The 15,772-nt window shown below is 70.1% G+C and carries 12 protein-coding genes; 6 read left to right on the plus strand and 6 right to left on the minus strand.

Annotated features, from left to right (window positions below):
• Positions 1-128 precede the first annotated feature (128 nt).
• The 4 genes from AB0P24_RS26845 to AB0P24_RS26860 all read left to right on the plus strand — a co-directional run bounded on the left by AB0P24_RS26845 (position 129) and on the right by AB0P24_RS26860 (position 4,972).
• Entirely contained in the window at positions 129-1,376 is a 1,248-nt protein-coding gene (locus AB0P24_RS26845) for an extracellular solute-binding protein (protein WP_365798237.1), read from the plus strand.
• Between the two features lie 19 nt (positions 1,377-1,395).
• A complete protein-coding gene (locus tag AB0P24_RS26850; protein ID WP_365798239.1) occupies positions 1,396-2,322 on the plus strand; it encodes a sugar ABC transporter permease in 927 nt (308 codons plus the stop codon).
• Positions 2,319-3,143: a carbohydrate ABC transporter permease gene (locus AB0P24_RS26855; protein ID WP_365798241.1), complete on the plus strand. Its 825-nt coding sequence runs from the start codon at positions 2,319-2,321 to the stop codon at positions 3,141-3,143. The genes AB0P24_RS26850 and AB0P24_RS26855 overlap by 4 nt, the downstream gene beginning before the upstream one ends.
• Positions 3,144-3,214: 71 nt before the next feature.
• Positions 3,215-4,972 (plus strand): trehalase family glycosidase, encoded by a 1,758-nt coding sequence (locus tag AB0P24_RS26860; protein WP_365798243.1) that lies wholly within the window; start codon positions 3,215-3,217, stop codon positions 4,970-4,972.
• A gap of 94 nt (positions 4,973-5,066) precedes the next feature.
• Here AB0P24_RS26860 and AB0P24_RS26865 read toward each other — a convergent pair whose 3' ends face one another.
• Together AB0P24_RS26865 and AB0P24_RS26870 are read right to left on the minus strand one after the other, a co-directional pair.
• Entirely contained in the window at positions 5,067-6,335 is a 1,269-nt protein-coding gene (locus AB0P24_RS26865; protein WP_365798245.1) for an MFS transporter, read from the minus strand.
• A gap of 599 nt (positions 6,336-6,934) precedes the next feature.
• Positions 6,935-8,023, minus strand: a complete 1,089-nt coding sequence (locus AB0P24_RS26870) for an alpha/beta hydrolase (RefSeq protein WP_365798247.1) — start codon at positions 8,021-8,023, stop codon at positions 6,935-6,937.
• A 392-nt stretch (positions 8,024-8,415) separates the two neighbouring features.
• Between AB0P24_RS26870 and AB0P24_RS26875 the strand changes: the two genes are divergently transcribed.
• Both AB0P24_RS26875 and AB0P24_RS26880 read left to right on the plus strand, forming a co-directional pair.
• Positions 8,416-9,858, plus strand: a complete 1,443-nt coding sequence (locus AB0P24_RS26875; protein WP_365798249.1) for an aldehyde dehydrogenase — start codon at positions 8,416-8,418, stop codon at positions 9,856-9,858.
• A gap of 248 nt (positions 9,859-10,106) precedes the next feature.
• Complete coding sequence (locus tag AB0P24_RS26880) at positions 10,107-10,535, plus strand: organic hydroperoxide resistance protein (RefSeq protein WP_365798251.1); 429 nt, start codon at positions 10,107-10,109, stop codon at positions 10,533-10,535.
• Positions 10,536-10,941: 406 nt separating this feature from the next.
• On the opposite strand, the gene AB0P24_RS26885 is transcribed toward AB0P24_RS26880, so the two are convergent.
• The 4 genes from AB0P24_RS26885 to AB0P24_RS26900 form a co-directional block, all read right to left on the minus strand.
• On the minus strand, positions 10,942-11,517 hold the full coding sequence (locus AB0P24_RS26885; protein WP_365798253.1) for a hypothetical protein: 576 nt from the start codon (positions 11,515-11,517) through the stop codon (positions 10,942-10,944).
• 522 nt (positions 11,518-12,039) lie between these two features.
• Entirely contained in the window at positions 12,040-12,210 is a 171-nt protein-coding gene (locus AB0P24_RS26890) for an ABATE domain-containing protein (RefSeq protein ID WP_365798377.1), read from the minus strand.
• A gap of 574 nt (positions 12,211-12,784) precedes the next feature.
• Entirely contained in the window at positions 12,785-13,006 is a 222-nt protein-coding gene (locus tag AB0P24_RS26895) for a hypothetical protein (protein ID WP_365798255.1), read from the minus strand.
• Positions 13,007-14,613: 1,607 nt separating this feature from the next.
• A complete protein-coding gene (locus tag AB0P24_RS26900; RefSeq protein ID WP_365798257.1) occupies positions 14,614-15,579 on the minus strand; it encodes a pirin family protein in 966 nt (321 codons plus the stop codon).
• Positions 15,580-15,772 lie beyond the last annotated feature (193 nt).

Here is a 15,772-nt window from a genome sequence, read left to right on the forward strand (position 1 = left end):
ACATACGGGCATCTCCGTCGCAGCGCACCGAGCACCCGAATCCCGCGCCGGCGCCGTCAGGCATGCCCGGCTCTCCCTCCGTCACCCCTCTCACGGCACATCCCTGCCAAAAAAGCGAAGGACCTGCCATGTACAGCACCATCAGACAGCGCCGTCTGACCGCGGCGGCCCTGACCGCCCTGGCCGTCGCCGTCAGCGCCACCGCCTGCTCCTCCGGCCCGGGCGGCACCGGCACCAAGAGCGCCGGCGGTGGTACGTACACCATCTGGGACCCCTACCCGCAGTTCGACAAGACCTCGGCCTGGGCGAAGCTGCTGGACCAGTGCGGCACCAAGGCGGGCGTGACGATCAAGCGGACCGGCTACGACACCAGCGACCTGGGCAACAAGACACTGCTGGCGGCTCAGCAGGGCAACTCCCCGGACGTCCTCATCGTCGACAACCCGGTCGTCTCGACCCTCGCCGAGGCGGGCGTGCTCACCACGACCGAGGACAACGAGCTCGACACCTCCAAGGTGGACCCCAACCTGCTCGCGGCCGGCCAGTCGGGTGGCAAGACCTATGGCACACCGATCGGCGCCAACACCCTCGCCCTCTACTACAACAAGAAGGTGCTGAAGGCGGCCGGCGTCGACATCGCCGCGGTCAAGGACTGGACGTCGCTGACGGCGGCGCTGGCGAAGGTGAAGAAGGCGGGCAAGAAGGGCATCACGTTCTCCGCGATCGGCACGGAGGAGGGCAGTTTCCAGTTCCTGCCGTGGTTCTGGGGCGCGGGCGCCGAGCTGACCGAACTCGACAGCCCCCAGGCCGTCTCGGCCCTGTCGTTGTGGAAGAACTGGCTGAAGCAGGGCTACGCCCCGAACTCGGTGCTCAACAACACGCAGACCACCAGCTGGCAGGAGTTCGCGAGCGGCGACTACGCGTTCAGCGAGAACGGCACCTGGCAGCTCGCGGGTGCCAAGAAGGCCGGCCTCGACTACGGGGTGCTGCCCATACCCGGCGCGAACGGCGGCACCGCCGCGGCCCCGACCGGCGGCGAGTTCGTCACCGTACCGGTCCAGAAGGACACCGGCCGCTACACCGCCTCCCAGCGGCTGGCCACCTGCCTGACCAGCACCGCCAACCTCTACGACACCGACACCACCCTGTCCTACGTCGCTCCCACCCGCGAGGTCCAGGACAAGCAGGTGGCGGCGAACGCCGGGCTGAAGCCGTGGGTCGAGGCGGTCAAGGCGGCCAAGGGCCGAACCAGCGACGACCTGGGCACCAAGTACCCCACGATCTCCGAGCAGATGTGGAAGGCCGTCCAGTCCGCGCTCAGTGGCGCCGAGTCGCCGAAGGACGCGCTGGCCAAGGCCCAGTCGGCCGTCAAGTAGTCCGGGACGCGGTCCGCCGATGAACGACACGAAACAGGTCTCGGACGTGCGAGAACGGCGCCGTCCGCCCTCCCCGCAGTGGGCCGCCTGGGCCTTCCTCGCCCCGGTCGGCCTCTACCTCGGCCTCTTCTACGCCTATCCGCTGTACCGCAACATCGACCTCAGCCTGCGCGACTACACGGTCCGCTCCTTCGTCCAGGGCGACGCGCCCTTCACGGGCCTGGAGAACTACCGGAAGATCTTCGACGACCCGACCTTCGCGCCCGCCCTGCTGCACACCGTGGTGTTCACCGCCGTATGCCTCGTCTTCCAGTACGCCATCGGCCTGGCCCTCGCGGTCTTCTTCAACCAGCACTTCCGACTCTCCGCCACCCTGCGGGCGCTGTTCCTGGTGCCCTGGCTGCTGCCGCTGATCGTCTCGGCCTCCACCTGGTCATGGATGCTCAACAGCGACTCCGGCATCGTCAACGCCGGATTGCACGCGGTCGGAATCGGACCGGTGAACTGGCTGACCTCACCGTCCTGGTCACTGGCCTCGGTGATCATCGCCAACATCTGGATCGGCGTCCCGTTCAACCTGGTGGTGCTCCACAGCGGCCTGCAGTCCATCCCGGTGAACCTGTACGAGGCGGCGGCCCTCGACGGGGCGAACGCCTGGCAGCGATTCTGGCGCATCACCTTCCCGCTGCTGCGCCCGGTCTCCGCGATCACGTTGCTGCTGGGTCTCGTCTACACGCTCAAGGTCTTCGACATCATCTGGATCATGACCAAGGGCGGCCCGGCGGACTCGTCGACCACCTTCGCCACCTGGTCCTACCAGCTCGGCTTCGGCAACCTCCTGCCCGCCTTCGGACCCGGGGCCGCCGTCGGCAACCTGCTCGTGGCCGCAGCCCTGGCCTTCGGCCTGGTCTACGTCCGAGCCCAGCGAAAGCAGGCGCGGTCATGAACCGGGGCACCGCTCGCGCCCGGGGGAAGACGGTCATCGGCCTGCTGCTGACCGGGGTCATGCTCTTCCCGGTCTACTGGATGGTCAACGTGTCCCTCACCCGTGACCAGGACATGCGCAAGAGCCCGCCGGACCTGTTCCCGGCCCACGGCACCCTGACCGGCTACCGCACCGTCCTCCACGAGCAACTGCCTTACCTCGGCACCAGCCTCGTGGTCGCTCTCGGCACCGTCGTGCTGACCGCGGCCCTGGCCGCGCCCGCCGGATACGCCCTGGCCAAGCTGCGCCCACGCGGCGGCGGCATCCTGAGCTTCGTCCTGCTGGCCGCCCAGATGATCCCCGGCATCATCATGGCGATGGGCTTCTACGCCGTCTACCTCCAACTCGGCCTGCTCCAGTCCGTCCCCGGCCTGATCGTCGCCGACTCGACACTGGCTGTCCCCTTCGCGGTGCTGATCTTCACCGCGTTCATGTCGGGTATCCCCGGCGAACTGCTCCAGGCCGCGCAGATGGACGGAGCCGGCGCCCTGCGGGCCTTCTGGTCGATCGTCCTGCCGATGAGCCGCAACGCCGTCGTCACGGTGTCCCTGTTCGCCTTCCTGTGGTCCTGGTCCGACTTCGTCTTCGCCAACACCCTGGTCAACGGCGGCGCCCATGAGCCGATCACCCTCGGCATCTATCACTACATCGGCAACAACAACCAGGAGTGGAACGCCGTCATGGCCACCGCCGTCGTCGCGTCACTGCCCGCCGCGATCGTCCTCGTCCTCGCCCAGCGCTACGTGGCGGCCGGTGTGACCACCGGCGCCGTCAAGGACTGAGTCCCCGCAGCCCCTCCCGACAACCGGCGCCGGCCGGTCGTCGCCCCTGCTCCAGAAACGAGTCACGCCTGATGACCGCCGCCCGATCCGGTCCGGCCTTCTCCGTCCACGACATCCCGTTCAGCACGTACGGATCCTGGTTCGGCATCTCGCCCGTGGTGGCGGAGAAGACATACGCCGAGGACCTCCACCTCGTCTCGCACCAGAACGGCATGCACGGCGTCCTGCGCCTGGTCCCCCTGGACCCGGCGAGCGGCGAGCGGGCCGAGACCCGCGTCGAGGCGGCACCGGGCCTGCTCGGCTGGACCGGCGGGAACGGGCGCGTCGAGCTGGCCTACGAGTCGCCGGACACCGTTCGCCTGCGGGGCGGCGGCCTGGACTTCGCCGTGCTCGCCGCCGCGCGGACCCTGACCCCGTTCAGCGGCACGTACTTCTTCCACGACCCGGCGGTGGACGCGCACGTGTTCACCTCGTACGAGACCGGCCGCCGGTACCGCGTCACCGTGCTGTCCGGTGTCCTCGCCGGCACAGCCGGATCCCAGGCCCTGGCCGGCAGCGACCGCGGTCTCACCGTGACCGCGCGGGCGGACGGCTGCTGGGAGATCGCGATCGAGGAGCTCGACGCCGCCCGCCCGCCCTACGTGTCCTCGGCGCCCTTCGAAGCCGTCGTGGCCGCCGCGCGGGGCGCCTTCGCGGGCTTCGTGGACGCCGTGGCGCCCTGGCGTTCCGACGCGACCCCGGCCGCCGAACTCGCCGCCTACGTCGTCTGGTCGGCGACCGTGGCGGCGAAGGGCCAGGTCACCCGGCCGGGCGTGCTGATGTCCAAGCACTGGATGGACAAGGTCTGGAGCTGGGACCACTGCTTCAACGCCCTCGCCCTGGCCGAGGGTTCGCCGGAGCTGGCCTGGGACCAGTACCAGCTGCCCTTCGACCACCAGGACGAGAGCGGCGCGCTGCCGGACTCGGTCACCCACTCCGAGGTCCTCTACAACTTCGTCAAGCCGCCCATCCACGGCTGGGCCTTCGGGCGCCTGCGTCGTCGGCTTCCGAGCCCCCTCGACCGGGCCGAACTGACCGAGGTGTACGAACGGCTTGCGCGCTGGACCGGATTCTGGCTCACCGCCCGGCGCGTTCCCGGCGCCGAACTGCCCTACTACCAGCACGGCAACGACAGCGGCTGGGACAACGCCACCACCTTCGCCGCCCAACGGGTGGTCGTCACCGCCGACCTCGCTGCCTTCCTCATCCTTCAGCTCCGCCAACTTGCCGAACTGGCCGCCGAGTTGGGCAAGGGTGACGCCGTCACCCGGTGGACGCGGACGGCCGAGGAGATCCAGGCGGCACTGCTCGACCAGCTCTGGACCGGAGACAGGTTCGTCGCCCGCTCGGCAGGCACCGGGGAGACCTGGAGCAGCGCCAGCCTCCTCGACCTGATGCCCATCGCGCTGGGCGAGCACCTGCCCGCCGAGGTCGGCAGCGTGCTGGCTGATCACATCAAGGCCCACCTGACCCCGTACGGCCTCGCCACCGAACTTCCCAGCTCCCCGCATTACCTCGCCGACGGCTACTGGCGCGGCCCGGTCTGGGCCCCCGCCACCGTCCTCATCGAGGACGGCCTGCGCCGCGCCGGCCACCAGCGGCTGGCGGACGACATCAGCGCCCGCTTCCGCGCCCTGTGCGAGACCCATGGCTTCGCCGAGAACTTCGACGCCCTCACCGGCACCGGCCTGCGCGACCGCGCCTACACGTGGACCGCCAGCAGCTATCTGCTCCTCGCCCGTGACCACCACCTCCGCGCGGACGCCGGAACCGACCCCACCGTCCTCTGACCGGTCTCCCGCGCGATCCCGGCAGGGGCTTCCGGACCGGCGGGCGTGCGGACGCACATGAAGGGTGCTGTCCGGTGGGCGAAAGCGCTGCTCTTCACCGCCGGGCGGCGACCATGCGCAGGGTGGGTTCGTTGCGGAGCCTCATGAAGACGGTGACCAGAGCGGCGGCCTGAACCAGAGCGCAGGCCAGTATGACGTTGCCGAGGTGCGGTGGCGGGGTGAGCGCTACGAGGACGCCTGCCGCGGGGAAGGGCAGCAGCAGGAGAAGCATGGTCAGCGAGAGCGTGGCACCGAGTGCTGTGGGAGGGATGATCAGCGAGCGCACCGTGCGCAACACGACCGTGAGGCCACCGTCTCCCGCCATGAACAGCGCCATCAGGACGGTGTAGGAGACGTAGGACGGAGCCTGGGTGATGGCCAGACACGCGGCGGAAGCGAGCGTCGCGGACACCATGCCCACCCCCCACAGGTCGATGCGGGTCAGTGCGAGTCGGCAGCAGGTGATCGCCAGCAGAGTCGCCACGGCGGCAGCGGACCACATGGCGCCGACATCGGCGGAAGAGCGCCCGAGACTCTTCACCACGATCACCGGGCTGGCGGACTGGAGCAGCCCGAGGGCGAGGTTGGAACAGGCCAGCCCGGCCACCAGCCAGCCCAGGGCGGGAAGCGCCAGCAAAGTACGCAGGCCCAGGCGCAGTGCGCTGTCGTTCCCCGCGGCGTCGGCACGTGCCGCGCGGAGCGGAGTCGGCGGAAGCTGCAGGCCGAGCACGGCGGCGACCAGGGAAACCGCGCTCAGGCACCCGAGCATCCATCCCGGTCCGGCCAGGACAAGGAAGCCGGCGAGCAGCGGACCGATGACCGTGGCGGTCTGGTCGATGCCGACGAGGATTGCCTGTATCCCATGAGGCCGGGCTTGGTCCCGCCGCGTGACGACCGCTCCGACGGCCTCGTTGGCAACGAAACCGAACTGGGAGAGAGTGCCGGTGACGGCTGCCAGAATCAGTACGACCGCGGTCTCGGCAGTGCCCCGTGGCAGCATCATCAGGGCGACCGCAGAGACTGCCACCACCATGGCCCGGGCGAGAGAGGCGATGAAGCAGACGATCGCCGCGCCCCGGCGGTCCACCGCGTTGCCGGCGGGGACGAACGCCGCGATACGCGGAGTCCACTCCAACGCGAATGCCAGGCCTGTCAAAGACGAAGATCCGGTAATTGCCAGGACCAGGAGCGGCATGGCGTACGTCGCCATGGAAAACGCCAGCGCGTCACTCGCGCGGGGAGCATAGATTCGCCGGAAGAGACTGCCGGACGGAACGGCGGCATGCCGACCGACGGGCCGGTCCTCGTGCACGGTGATGGCCACGAAAGAGGGGAGGCTTTCGATGAGACGTATCGGGGGGCGATGAGAGATTCCGGTCACCTGCGTGGGAAATGCCCGTATGGAAACAGGCCGGGCTGCGGCAGGTTCTCGTGATGGTTGTCAAGGCAGTCCCGTGGTGGCCCGAGTCGCATCTGCGCTCATCACGAGACGCACGAAGGGCACCTGGCCTCCGCTCTGAGGTAGGAAAAGGAACTGGCGCGCAAGCAGCAGCAGTTGACGGCTGAACTATACCGCTCTCAGGGCGATGGGGCGGACGCGGCGTAGGAGTCTGCCGGAGGAAAACGCCATGCCCTTCTCCGGCGTGAAAGGTCCTGCTGATTTATATGCGGTGGTATCAGACCGATACCGGTGATCACTCCTTCAATACGGACAGAATTCGTGCGGAGGCCGTCAGTCGTCGAAGATCCCGCCGAGGCTGAACACCGTCGCTGGTCGGATCGGCCCTCTCGGCCGGCGGAAGCGGGGCCTTCTCGAAAGCCGGGTCGGCCGTGATACCGGCGCTGATGAACAGGGCGTTCCCGAGCACCAGCGAGTGTCCGGGGCCCCGGTGCCCGGCGGCCGGCAGCGCGGCCCGGCGAGGATCACCACCGCGTCTGCCGGCCCTGGAGGTGGTCGGCGTCGACCACGGCCTGGGCGAAGGCGGTGGGCGCTTCCTGGGGCAGGTTGTGGCCGATGTCCGCGATGGTGCGGTGCTCGTAGGGGCCGGTGAAGTGGTCCCGGTAGCCCGTGCCGTTTCCGGCCGGGGTGAACGGATCGAGGGCCGGGTCGAGGGTGATCGTGGGAACGTGGATCGGGGGCTGTGCGGCGAGCTGCCTCTCGTAGCGGTCGTAGCGGTGTTCGCCCTCGATGAGACCGATGCGCCAGCGGTAGTTGTAGAGGACGATGGCGGCGTAGTCGGGGTTCTTGAACGCCTCGGCGGTGCGCTGGAAGGTGGCCTCGTCGAAGTTCCAGTCGGGGGAGACGAGCGTCCACACGTAGCGGCACAGCGCGATGCGCTTTTCGACGTCTTCCATGGTCTTCTTGCCGCGCTCGGTGGCGAAGTACCACTGGTACCACCAGTTGTGCTCGACGGCGGGCGGGGCCGGCTCGAGTTGCGCACTGACCTTGGTGATGACGTAACCGCTGGTGGAGACAAGGGCCTTGACGCGCTCGGGCCACAGTGCGGAGATGATGTCGGCGGTGCGCGAGCCCCAGTCGAAGCCGGCGAGGACGGCCTTCTCGATCTTCAGTGCGTCCATGAACGCGATGATGTCGAGCGCGACGGCCGACTGCTCGGCGGTGCGGGGGGTGCGCCGGGACAGGAACCGGGTGCTGCCGTGGCCGCGCAGGTAGGGAACGAGGACGCGGTAGCCCAGGTCGGCGAGCAGCGGGGCGACGTCGACGAAGCTGTGGATGTCGTACGGCCAGCCGTGCAGGCAGATGACGACCGGGCCGTGAGCGGGGCCGGCCTCGGCGTAACCGATGTCCAGCAGGCCTGCCTTGACCTGTTTGACCGTGCCGAACTCGGTGTGGGTGCCCGGGGCGAGGGTGGACACCGTGGGGACGGAGGCGCCGCCCGCCCGGTACGAGGCGGTCGCGGCCGACGCGTTGGCCAGTAGGCCGGCCGGCGAGACCGCGGCCGCGCCGGTGCCCAGGCCGACGGCCTTGCTGAAAGTGCGCCTGTTGATCATGGGAAATCCTCCGTCATGCGTTTCCGGTGACCGGCCCGCGCCCGGGATGGCCCACGCTCGCATCGGGCGGTACGAGATCACCGTGCCACTTGGCGGGACGACCCTGGCACACCACCCGTCACCTGTCAAACCGGTGACGGCGAACCGCCTCCCGGCGACGCGGACGCGTCGCGGCGGACGCGGGCGGCCTCGTCGGCGGGCATGCGGGTCCCGCTGGTCGGGGCTGCTTCCAGGTTGCGCGCCGCATCGGCTCTCGTGCCTCAACAGCAGCGCCTGTGCGGAGCGTCATGGAGTTGCCACCACGCTTATGTGCATCTAATCGGCGCAAGCGCTACAGTGGCGTGGCGTTTGAGGGAATGGCCGAAATCGAAACACTGGAAGAGAGACGGCGCATGATCACCTACGACCGGCTTTTCATCGGGGGTTCCTGGGTCGAGCCGAGCAGCCCCGAGCTGCTCGACATCGCCTCGCCGCACGACCGGTCGGTGATCGGCCGTGCGGCACAGGCACAGCCGGCGGACGTCGACCGCGCGGTCGGTGCGGCGCGCGCGTCGTTCGAGGCGGGCGTGTGGCGGCTGACCCCGCCGGCGGAGCGGATCGCGGTGCTGCGCCGCTTCAACGCGCTGCGTGAGGAGAACGCGGAGAAGGCCGCGCACCTGATCTCACTGGAGAACGGTTCGGCGGGATGGTTCACCCGCGCCGGGCAGCCGGGTCTGACCCGGCAGGCGAACGCCTACCTGAAGGCGGCGGAGGAGTTCGGCTGGGAGGAGACCCTGGTGCCCTCCGACCCGGCCTCCCCGGTGCGCAGTGTGGTGCGCCGCGAGGCGGTCGGTGTCGTGGCCGCGGTCATTCCGTGGAACTCGCCGTTCTCCTCGGCCACTTCGAAGATCATCCCCGCCCTGCTCGCCGGCAATTCCGTGATCCTGAAGGTGTCCCCGGAGAACTCGCTGAGCATGGGCTTCCTCGCGGAACTGCTGGAGCGGGTGGGTCTGCCCGAGGGCGTGCTCAGCGTCCTGCCCGCGGACCGGGAGACCAGTGAGTACCTGGTGTCGCACCCCGAGGTCGACAAGATCGCGTTCACCGGCTCCACGCGAGCCGGCCGCCGGATCGCCTCGATCGCGGGCGAGCAGCTGAAGCGGGTCAGCCTGGAACTGGGCGGCAAGTCCGCCGCCGTCATCCTGCCTGACGCCGAAATCGACAAGGCCGTCGCGGGCCTGAAGTTCGGCTCTCTGCTCAACAACGGTGAGTCCTGCATCGCGCAGACGAGGATCCTGGCCCCGCGCGGCCGGTACGAGGAGGTCGTGACCGCGCTGAAGGAGCTGGTGGAGTCGCTGAAGGTGGGCGACCCGAACGACCCCGACACCTTCGTCGGCCCGATGATCCGCCCCGACCAGCAGGAGCGGGTGCGCAACTACATCCAGCTGGGCATCGACGAGGGCGCCCGGCTGGTCACCGGTGGCCCGCAGATCCCCGAGGGCCTGGAGAAGGGCAACTACGTCATGCCCACCCTGTTCGCCGACGTCGACAACTCCATGCGGATCGCACAGGAGGAGATCTTCGGCCCGGTGCTGGTCGTCATCGCCTACGACGACGAGGACGACGCCGTCCGCATCGCCAACGACTCCGAGTACGGCCTCTCCGGCGGCGTCTGGTCCGCCGACGAGGCCCACGCCCTGGCCGTCGCCCGCCGCATCCGCACCGGCACCGTCACGGTCAACGGCGCCTCCGTCGCCTTCGACGGGCCGTTCGGCGGCTTCAAGGCCAGCGGCATCGGCCGTGAGTACGGTGCGGTCGGCCTCGGCGCCTACACCGAGTACAAGACCATCACCCTCTGACCCTCGCCTGTTCCAGGCGCTCGGCCGGCTGACTCCCCGGCCCCGCCAACTCCATTGAGCCGAGGTGGTGTTGACGGAGCCGAGATCATCAGGCACACGCCAATCACCATCTTGACGAGTGACGCGCAGGCTGCCATGGTTGCGTCACCATCTCAACCGGTGACGGGGCAGTGTGTCTGGTCGGCAGGCGACCGAAGACGCATCGAAGTCCTCTGAAGATCTCTCGAACCCAGATGGGGAGCACAGTCATGGCAGTCAGCTACACCGCCGTTGTCGACGTCGACGGAGAGGGACGCGACGGCGGCCACGCCCGCTCCTCCGACGGTCAGCTGGACACCGGCCTCGCCCTGCCCAAGGAACTCGGTGGCGCCGGCACCGCGACCAACCCCGAGCAACTTCTCGCCGCCGGCTGGGCCGCCTGCTTCCTCGGAGCCCTGCGGCGCGCCGCGACCTCCCGCAAGATCCGGCTGACCAGCACGAGCATCACGGCCGAGATCACCCTCACCCACGGCGACGACGGCGAGTTCTCCCTCTCCGCGGTCCTCAACCCCGTTCTCGGCGGTGTCGACCAGGCGACCGCCGAGGAACTCGCGCATGCCGCGCACCAGATCTGCCCGTACTCCAAGGCCACGCGCGACAACATCCCGGTCACCATCAACGCCGCTGCCGCGGCCTGATCCGCCCCCGCGACCGCGGGTCCGGTACCCCCTTCCATGCCCCGGCGCGGCACCCGCCCCCCCACCCGCACCTCCGCGGCGCCGACCGGTAGGCGAGGGCAGGACATGGCCTCCATGGCGCACTCACACCAACGTGCCGCCCGGCATCGCCGTTCCTCCGCCGGCCACGGCGAAACGTCCGTCCCGACGTTCGGGAAACCCCGAGAGCCGTGACCTGCCCACCGATACGCAGGTGTGGAACCGGGCGGAGAGCGCGGTGCTGTCGGGGTACGGCCCGGCAGCTTCCACGGTCGCGGTCCTGAGCGCTGTCATCACAAAGAGGGAACTGGCCGACGATACGTGTCGAGGCAGCCGCCGTGGGCCTGGCCGTCCGTGACCGCGAGTGGACGACGCGGCTCTGCCGCTCTCAGTCGCCCGTCGGCGTGCTCTGCCGTTGCCCGGACTTGATGAGGGTGTACATGACCGAGCGCTGCTGCTTGTGACGCCGGATGCGGCCCTTGGCGACCAGGGACTCCAGGGTGTTGCGCACCACCTGGGGGGTCGGGTTGCGGTCCGGATACTTCTGCAGCAGCTCGTCCCGCAGTTCCTTCGCCGGACGAGGCTCGTCGTGCGTACCGAGCAGCTCCGCCAGGAGGTCGGCGAGCAGGGGCCGGCGCGGCCTCTTCCTCGCACCGGCCTTCGCCGTCTCGTTCGCCGGAGCGGTCTTGGCGGACGTCGAGCGCCGCGCAGTGGCTTTGGCGGGGGTGCGCTTCTTGCCCGGGACGGCAGGCTCGTCCTGTCCCTGCTCGGGCAGAAGCGAGGCGTCCGCGAGGCCCTCGTACCGCTCGGCGAGCTTCAGGATGTCCGCCAGGAGGGCTTCCTCCCGCTTCAACGCCGAGAGCCGCTCCGTCAGCTCCTGCTGGCGCCGATGGTTCTCCTCCAGGTCCGACGCGGCTTGTTCCACGTACCGCGACCGGAGCGTGCCGGCTGGCTGACTGGTCACAACCGTTCACTCCCTCGATATGGATGACGTTGCGCATGGTACCCACGCCGAGGGGCCCGTGCAGATAAGTGTCAATGCCTGATGGTTCGTCGAGCATGTCTTCTCTTCACGATAAGCACCGACGTGCCTGCGCACGGAGCGAGCCCCCGGTTTTCTCGACTGCTCCTGAGGGTGTCGTCCGCACGGGATCTCCTCATGGTCGTACTGTCCGGTAAGTGTGTCGTCCCACCGCTCGTGCCGACCTCGGCGGGCCCTGGTGTGCGGAGGTGGTCAGGCGGCGTGTCCTACAGGCGTTGTTCGCCTCCGCGACGCCTGCTGGACCCCTTGGGGCATGCCAAAAGGGCCTGCCGTCTCCGTGCCCCTGCCGGCCGAGCAGGAGCGGGCGTGCCGGTGCTTCGGCGAGCGGACCGTTCCCGCTCTCGGTGCCGGCGACACGTTCACCTTGAGGAGTCACCGGGTCATGTATCTCTGAGCCGCGCAGAAAACACGTGAGATCCCGCGACACACGTGTGAGCGGCGGCGTCACGGGGCCTTGCGGGCGGCGGCGTTGACCGTGTCGAGCGCCTTGGCATCGAACTCCTCGCCGGGACGACGGCCGGTGACGAGCCGGTAGACGGCCTCGCGCACGACCCTCGGGTCGCGGACGTCGGCCTCCTCGCCAGGTGTGACGGTGTCCGCGAGTCCGGACTCCAGGTATCAGGCGTTGAGTCGCTTCGGCGTCACGAACATCTCGAACCGGGTGGAGGGCCGGGCCCGGAGGGTGGTCACCGGCGCACTGATCCCAGGCCTCGACCGCGCCCAGGCCGGGCCGACACCTCACGAGTCGTTCGTGGCGCCGGGGCACCTCGCGGGCCTCGGCCTCGGAAGCAGCTCAGGCGCTCGTGTGATGCCAGAGGTCGCCGCGTGGTGGGCTCGCACCACAACAACGTAAGCGAGAGGGCATTTTGAGCGTTCTTGGACACAGCCGAAGGGTAGTCAGTGCCCCCCACGAACCATGATCATCTACTGACGGGTCGGTGGATCCCGCCCAACGGGGTTGTCGCCGGGCGCCAAGCCAAACCGCGGCCGGAAGGCCGGTCGACGGGGCTCGGCCGATCAGGGGGCGGCAGGCGGCGGGCAGGTGCCCGGTCACCCAGTCGAGTGAACGCGTCACCGGACTCACCCCGTACGACGCCCTGCCCACCCCCGTCGCCACGGCTCGCACGGGTGAGGCCCCGGGATGGCTGCGCGTCGGTGCGGCCCGGCCCGCGGCTCTGCCCGTGGCGGGCTACCAGATCAGGCACCAGTAGTTGCCATAGTGCCCGATGTCTATACGCCGGACCTGCGGCACGAGCTTCGGGTCCGGCTGTCCCACGGCGGCCAGCGAGCAGACCGGGTCGCCGACCGCCTGGGCAGCCGCCATCCGCTTGGCGGCAGCCACGGCCTCCGACGACGTGACCCAGGTGGTCGTTCCCGGTCCATTGCCCGTGGTCGTCGGGGCCGGAGTCATGGGCACCGGCGTCTGCGAAGGCTGCGAGGTGAGCGGGGGCGGGGGCGGGGGCGGGGGCGGGGTCGGCCGTGTCGTCGCCGGGGACGGCGGGGGCGGGGTCGGCCGCGTCGTCGTGGGAGACGGCGGGGACAGGGGCGGCCGCGTCGTCGCGGGGGACGGCGAGGGCGGGGGCGGGCTCGGCCGCGTCGCCGTGGGAGACGGCGGGGGCGGGCTCGGCCGCGTCGCCGTGGGGGTCGGCCCGGGCGGGGTCACGGACGGTCTGGGCGTCGGTGCGTGGGGAGGTGCAGACTGCGTGGTCGGCGTGTGCACCGGCGGCGGGAGAGCCGAGGTCGTTCGGTGGGGCGCCGACCGGGTGGCGGTCGGCACCGGCGGCACGGTCTGGGTCGGCCTGGGCGCGGGGGTGTGTGGGGGCCTCGGCGTCGCCGGGGCCGGTGAACTCGGGGCCGACAGCCGCGGCGAAGGGGACGGGGATGGACTCGGCGTCGACGGCGACACTGTCACCGAGCGTGACGGGGTCGGGTGGGGGGCGCTGCCGCCGCCGGACGACAGCAGCGCCCAGGCCGCCAAACCGCCCCCCAGGGCGACCACGGCCGCTCCGCCCGCTATCCACGGAGTCCGCCGCGATGGCTGCCGGTGCCGGTTCATGATTCTCACTGTCTATCCGATCGCCGATGGCCTCAAGCCGGAGCCCGAGCCGCCGCCCGCTTCCGGCAGCGCCCGCCGGTGCCGTACTCCTGGCCCGGCACGGCGTGCGCCGGGACGACCGCGAACCCTTCTCCCGGCTGCCGTCCACCGCACGAGCACCGGTGCCACACGCACCGAAACCCACCTCGGCCACCGCGAACGTGACGCCGTTTGCCGGGCGGAACCCGGCCGGCGACGGGGACCGGGCCGATTCCGCCGGGTGCCGGTCCGTCCCCGCCTCCGCCGCGACGGCCGAAGCGGTGACAGCGGCGCTCAGCAAGGCGGATGGGTCGGCCTGTGCAGACGGCGAGCCATGGCCGCCCCGGCAGCCGCACGACAATCGGCGCGCCCTCGCGCCGAGCGCCTTGTCCAGGGCGCCCGGACCGTCGCTGTAGCTGCCCGTGAAGAGGGTGGCGACCTCTGCGTCCGTCGTATCCGTGGGTACGAAGCGCCCAGGCCACGTCACCTCGCCCACCGTGGCGTCTTCCGGGACAGCCTGGACCCGGTGGGTCGAGACGTAGTCGGTCGGATGGCGCAGCCAATGTCGGCCCGTCCGGCCAGGTAAGTGCTTGCGGCGTTGTCAGACGGATCTGGCCAAGGACTGCTTGCTTACCCCCCCGACGCCGGCGAACTGATCCCCGCCAGAGGCCAGTTCCTGGCCCACGGCCATGTCTGTCGCGACGCTCCTCCCGCAGTGGCCTCGGCGCCACCCATGGACCTGACAACCCATCAGGAAAGTCGGCACCAGGTGTGCATTGGCTCTGCTGAAGCTGCCCACACGTGCCCACACGTGGGAATCGACAGAGCCCCCGGAGGTGCCGTTTCGGCAGCTTCCAAGGGCTCTTTCCGTCAAAGACCGTCTTCAGGCGGAGGGCGGCCGCGTGGTCATCGACTCTCGGCGGGAGAGTTGGCGTATATGCAGGTCAGCGCACTCGCCCGCGTGGTTTGAGTGGTGTCGCCGGCATCTCCGGTGCCGACAGCGGCGCCCCGTCATACCCCTTCACCTCGCCGAAACGGGTGCCCTTCGCCCAGTCCTCACGGGCCTGTGCGATCTCGTCCTGGGAACGGGCGACGAAGTTCCACCACATGATCAACTCCTCCTCGAACGGCTCGCCGCCCAGGAGCATGATCGACGCGTCCGACTCCGCGCGCAGGGGGAGTTCCAGGCGGCCGCAGCCCAGGTAGAGCATGGAGCCCGGGAGCACCGGAACGCCGTCGACGTGCACCTCGCCGGACATCGCCAGGACGCCGTACTCGAAGTCGGGCTCCAGCGGCAGGCGCAGGTCGGTGCCCCGGGCGAGGGTGAGGTCCGCGCCGACGATGGGGGTGAACGTCGTGCCGGGGGACGTCGCGCCGTCGAGAGAGCCGAGGATGACCGTGGCCCGCAGGCCGGGAGCCGTGACCGTCGGCAGGTCGGGGTGGTGTTCGAACCTCGGGTCCGTGTGGCGGTGGGAGTCCGGGAGGGCCACCCACAGCTGCGCCCCGTGCAGGTAGCGGGCGTGCGGCCGGGGGCTCTCCTCGGAGTGGCTGATCGCCCGGCCCGAGGTCATCAGCCCGAGCTCGCGCGGGCGGATCGTCTGGAGACTGCCGGTCGAGTCGCGGTGCAGGACCTCGCCCTGGTGCAGCCAGCTGACCGTCTGCAGCCCGATGTGCGGGTGCGGCGGCACCTGCATCCCGGGCTCGTCGGCGATGTCGTCGGGGCCGTAGTGGTCGACGAACGCCCAGGCGCCGATCATGCGGCGGCCGAGGTTCGGCAGCAGCCGGCGCACCTCGGTCGACTCGCCGAGTTGCACATGGCGGGGGCTCAGCAGCTCGCGGACGGGTTCGGCGACGACGAATCCGCGGCCGCCGCACACGCTCGGAACGGGCGCGCGGTCAAGGTTGCTCATGTCGGACAACTTAGCGGCCGGAGGTCCCCCTTGCCGAGCGATGGGCCGCCCGTGCGGAATCCGTCCCTCACGCTGCCGAGGACCGGCCGGTGCGTGCCCCGCTTCGCGTCCGGCGCGGACAGGCAGGTGCGGTACTCCCGGCCGCCCGGTGGGCCGGTTCCTTCCGGCTGTGCATCGACGGGAAAAGGGCGGT

Source organism: Streptomyces sp. NPDC086519 (assembly GCF_040686075.1).
GTDB classification, from domain to species: Bacteria; Actinomycetota; Actinomycetes; order Streptomycetales; family Streptomycetaceae; genus Streptomyces; species Streptomyces shenzhenensis.

Coding starts and splice junctions, on each gene's coding strand:
- AB0P24_RS26860 (WP_365798243.1), top strand. CDS start 3,215: ATGACCGCCGCCCGATCCGGTCCGGCCTTCTCCGTCCACGACATCCCG.
- AB0P24_RS26855 (WP_365798241.1), top strand. CDS start 2,319: ATGAACCGGGGCACCGCTCGCGCCCGGGGGAAGACGGTCATCGGCCTG.
- AB0P24_RS26845 (WP_365798237.1), top strand. CDS start 129: ATGTACAGCACCATCAGACAGCGCCGTCTGACCGCGGCGGCCCTGACC.
- AB0P24_RS26880 (WP_365798251.1), top strand. CDS start 10,107: ATGGCAGTCAGCTACACCGCCGTTGTCGACGTCGACGGAGAGGGACGC.
- AB0P24_RS26870 (WP_365798247.1), bottom strand. CDS start 8,023: ATGATCAACAGGCGCACTTTCAGCAAGGCCGTCGGCCTGGGCACCGGC.
- AB0P24_RS26850 (WP_365798239.1), top strand. CDS start 1,396: ATGAACGACACGAAACAGGTCTCGGACGTGCGAGAACGGCGCCGTCCG.
- AB0P24_RS26900 (WP_365798257.1), bottom strand. CDS start 15,579: ATGAGCAACCTTGACCGCGCGCCCGTTCCGAGCGTGTGCGGCGGCCGC.
- AB0P24_RS26895 (WP_365798255.1), bottom strand. CDS start 13,006: ATGACTCCGGCCCCGACGACCACGGGCAATGGACCGGGAACGACCACC.
- AB0P24_RS26875 (WP_365798249.1), top strand. CDS start 8,416: ATGATCACCTACGACCGGCTTTTCATCGGGGGTTCCTGGGTCGAGCCG.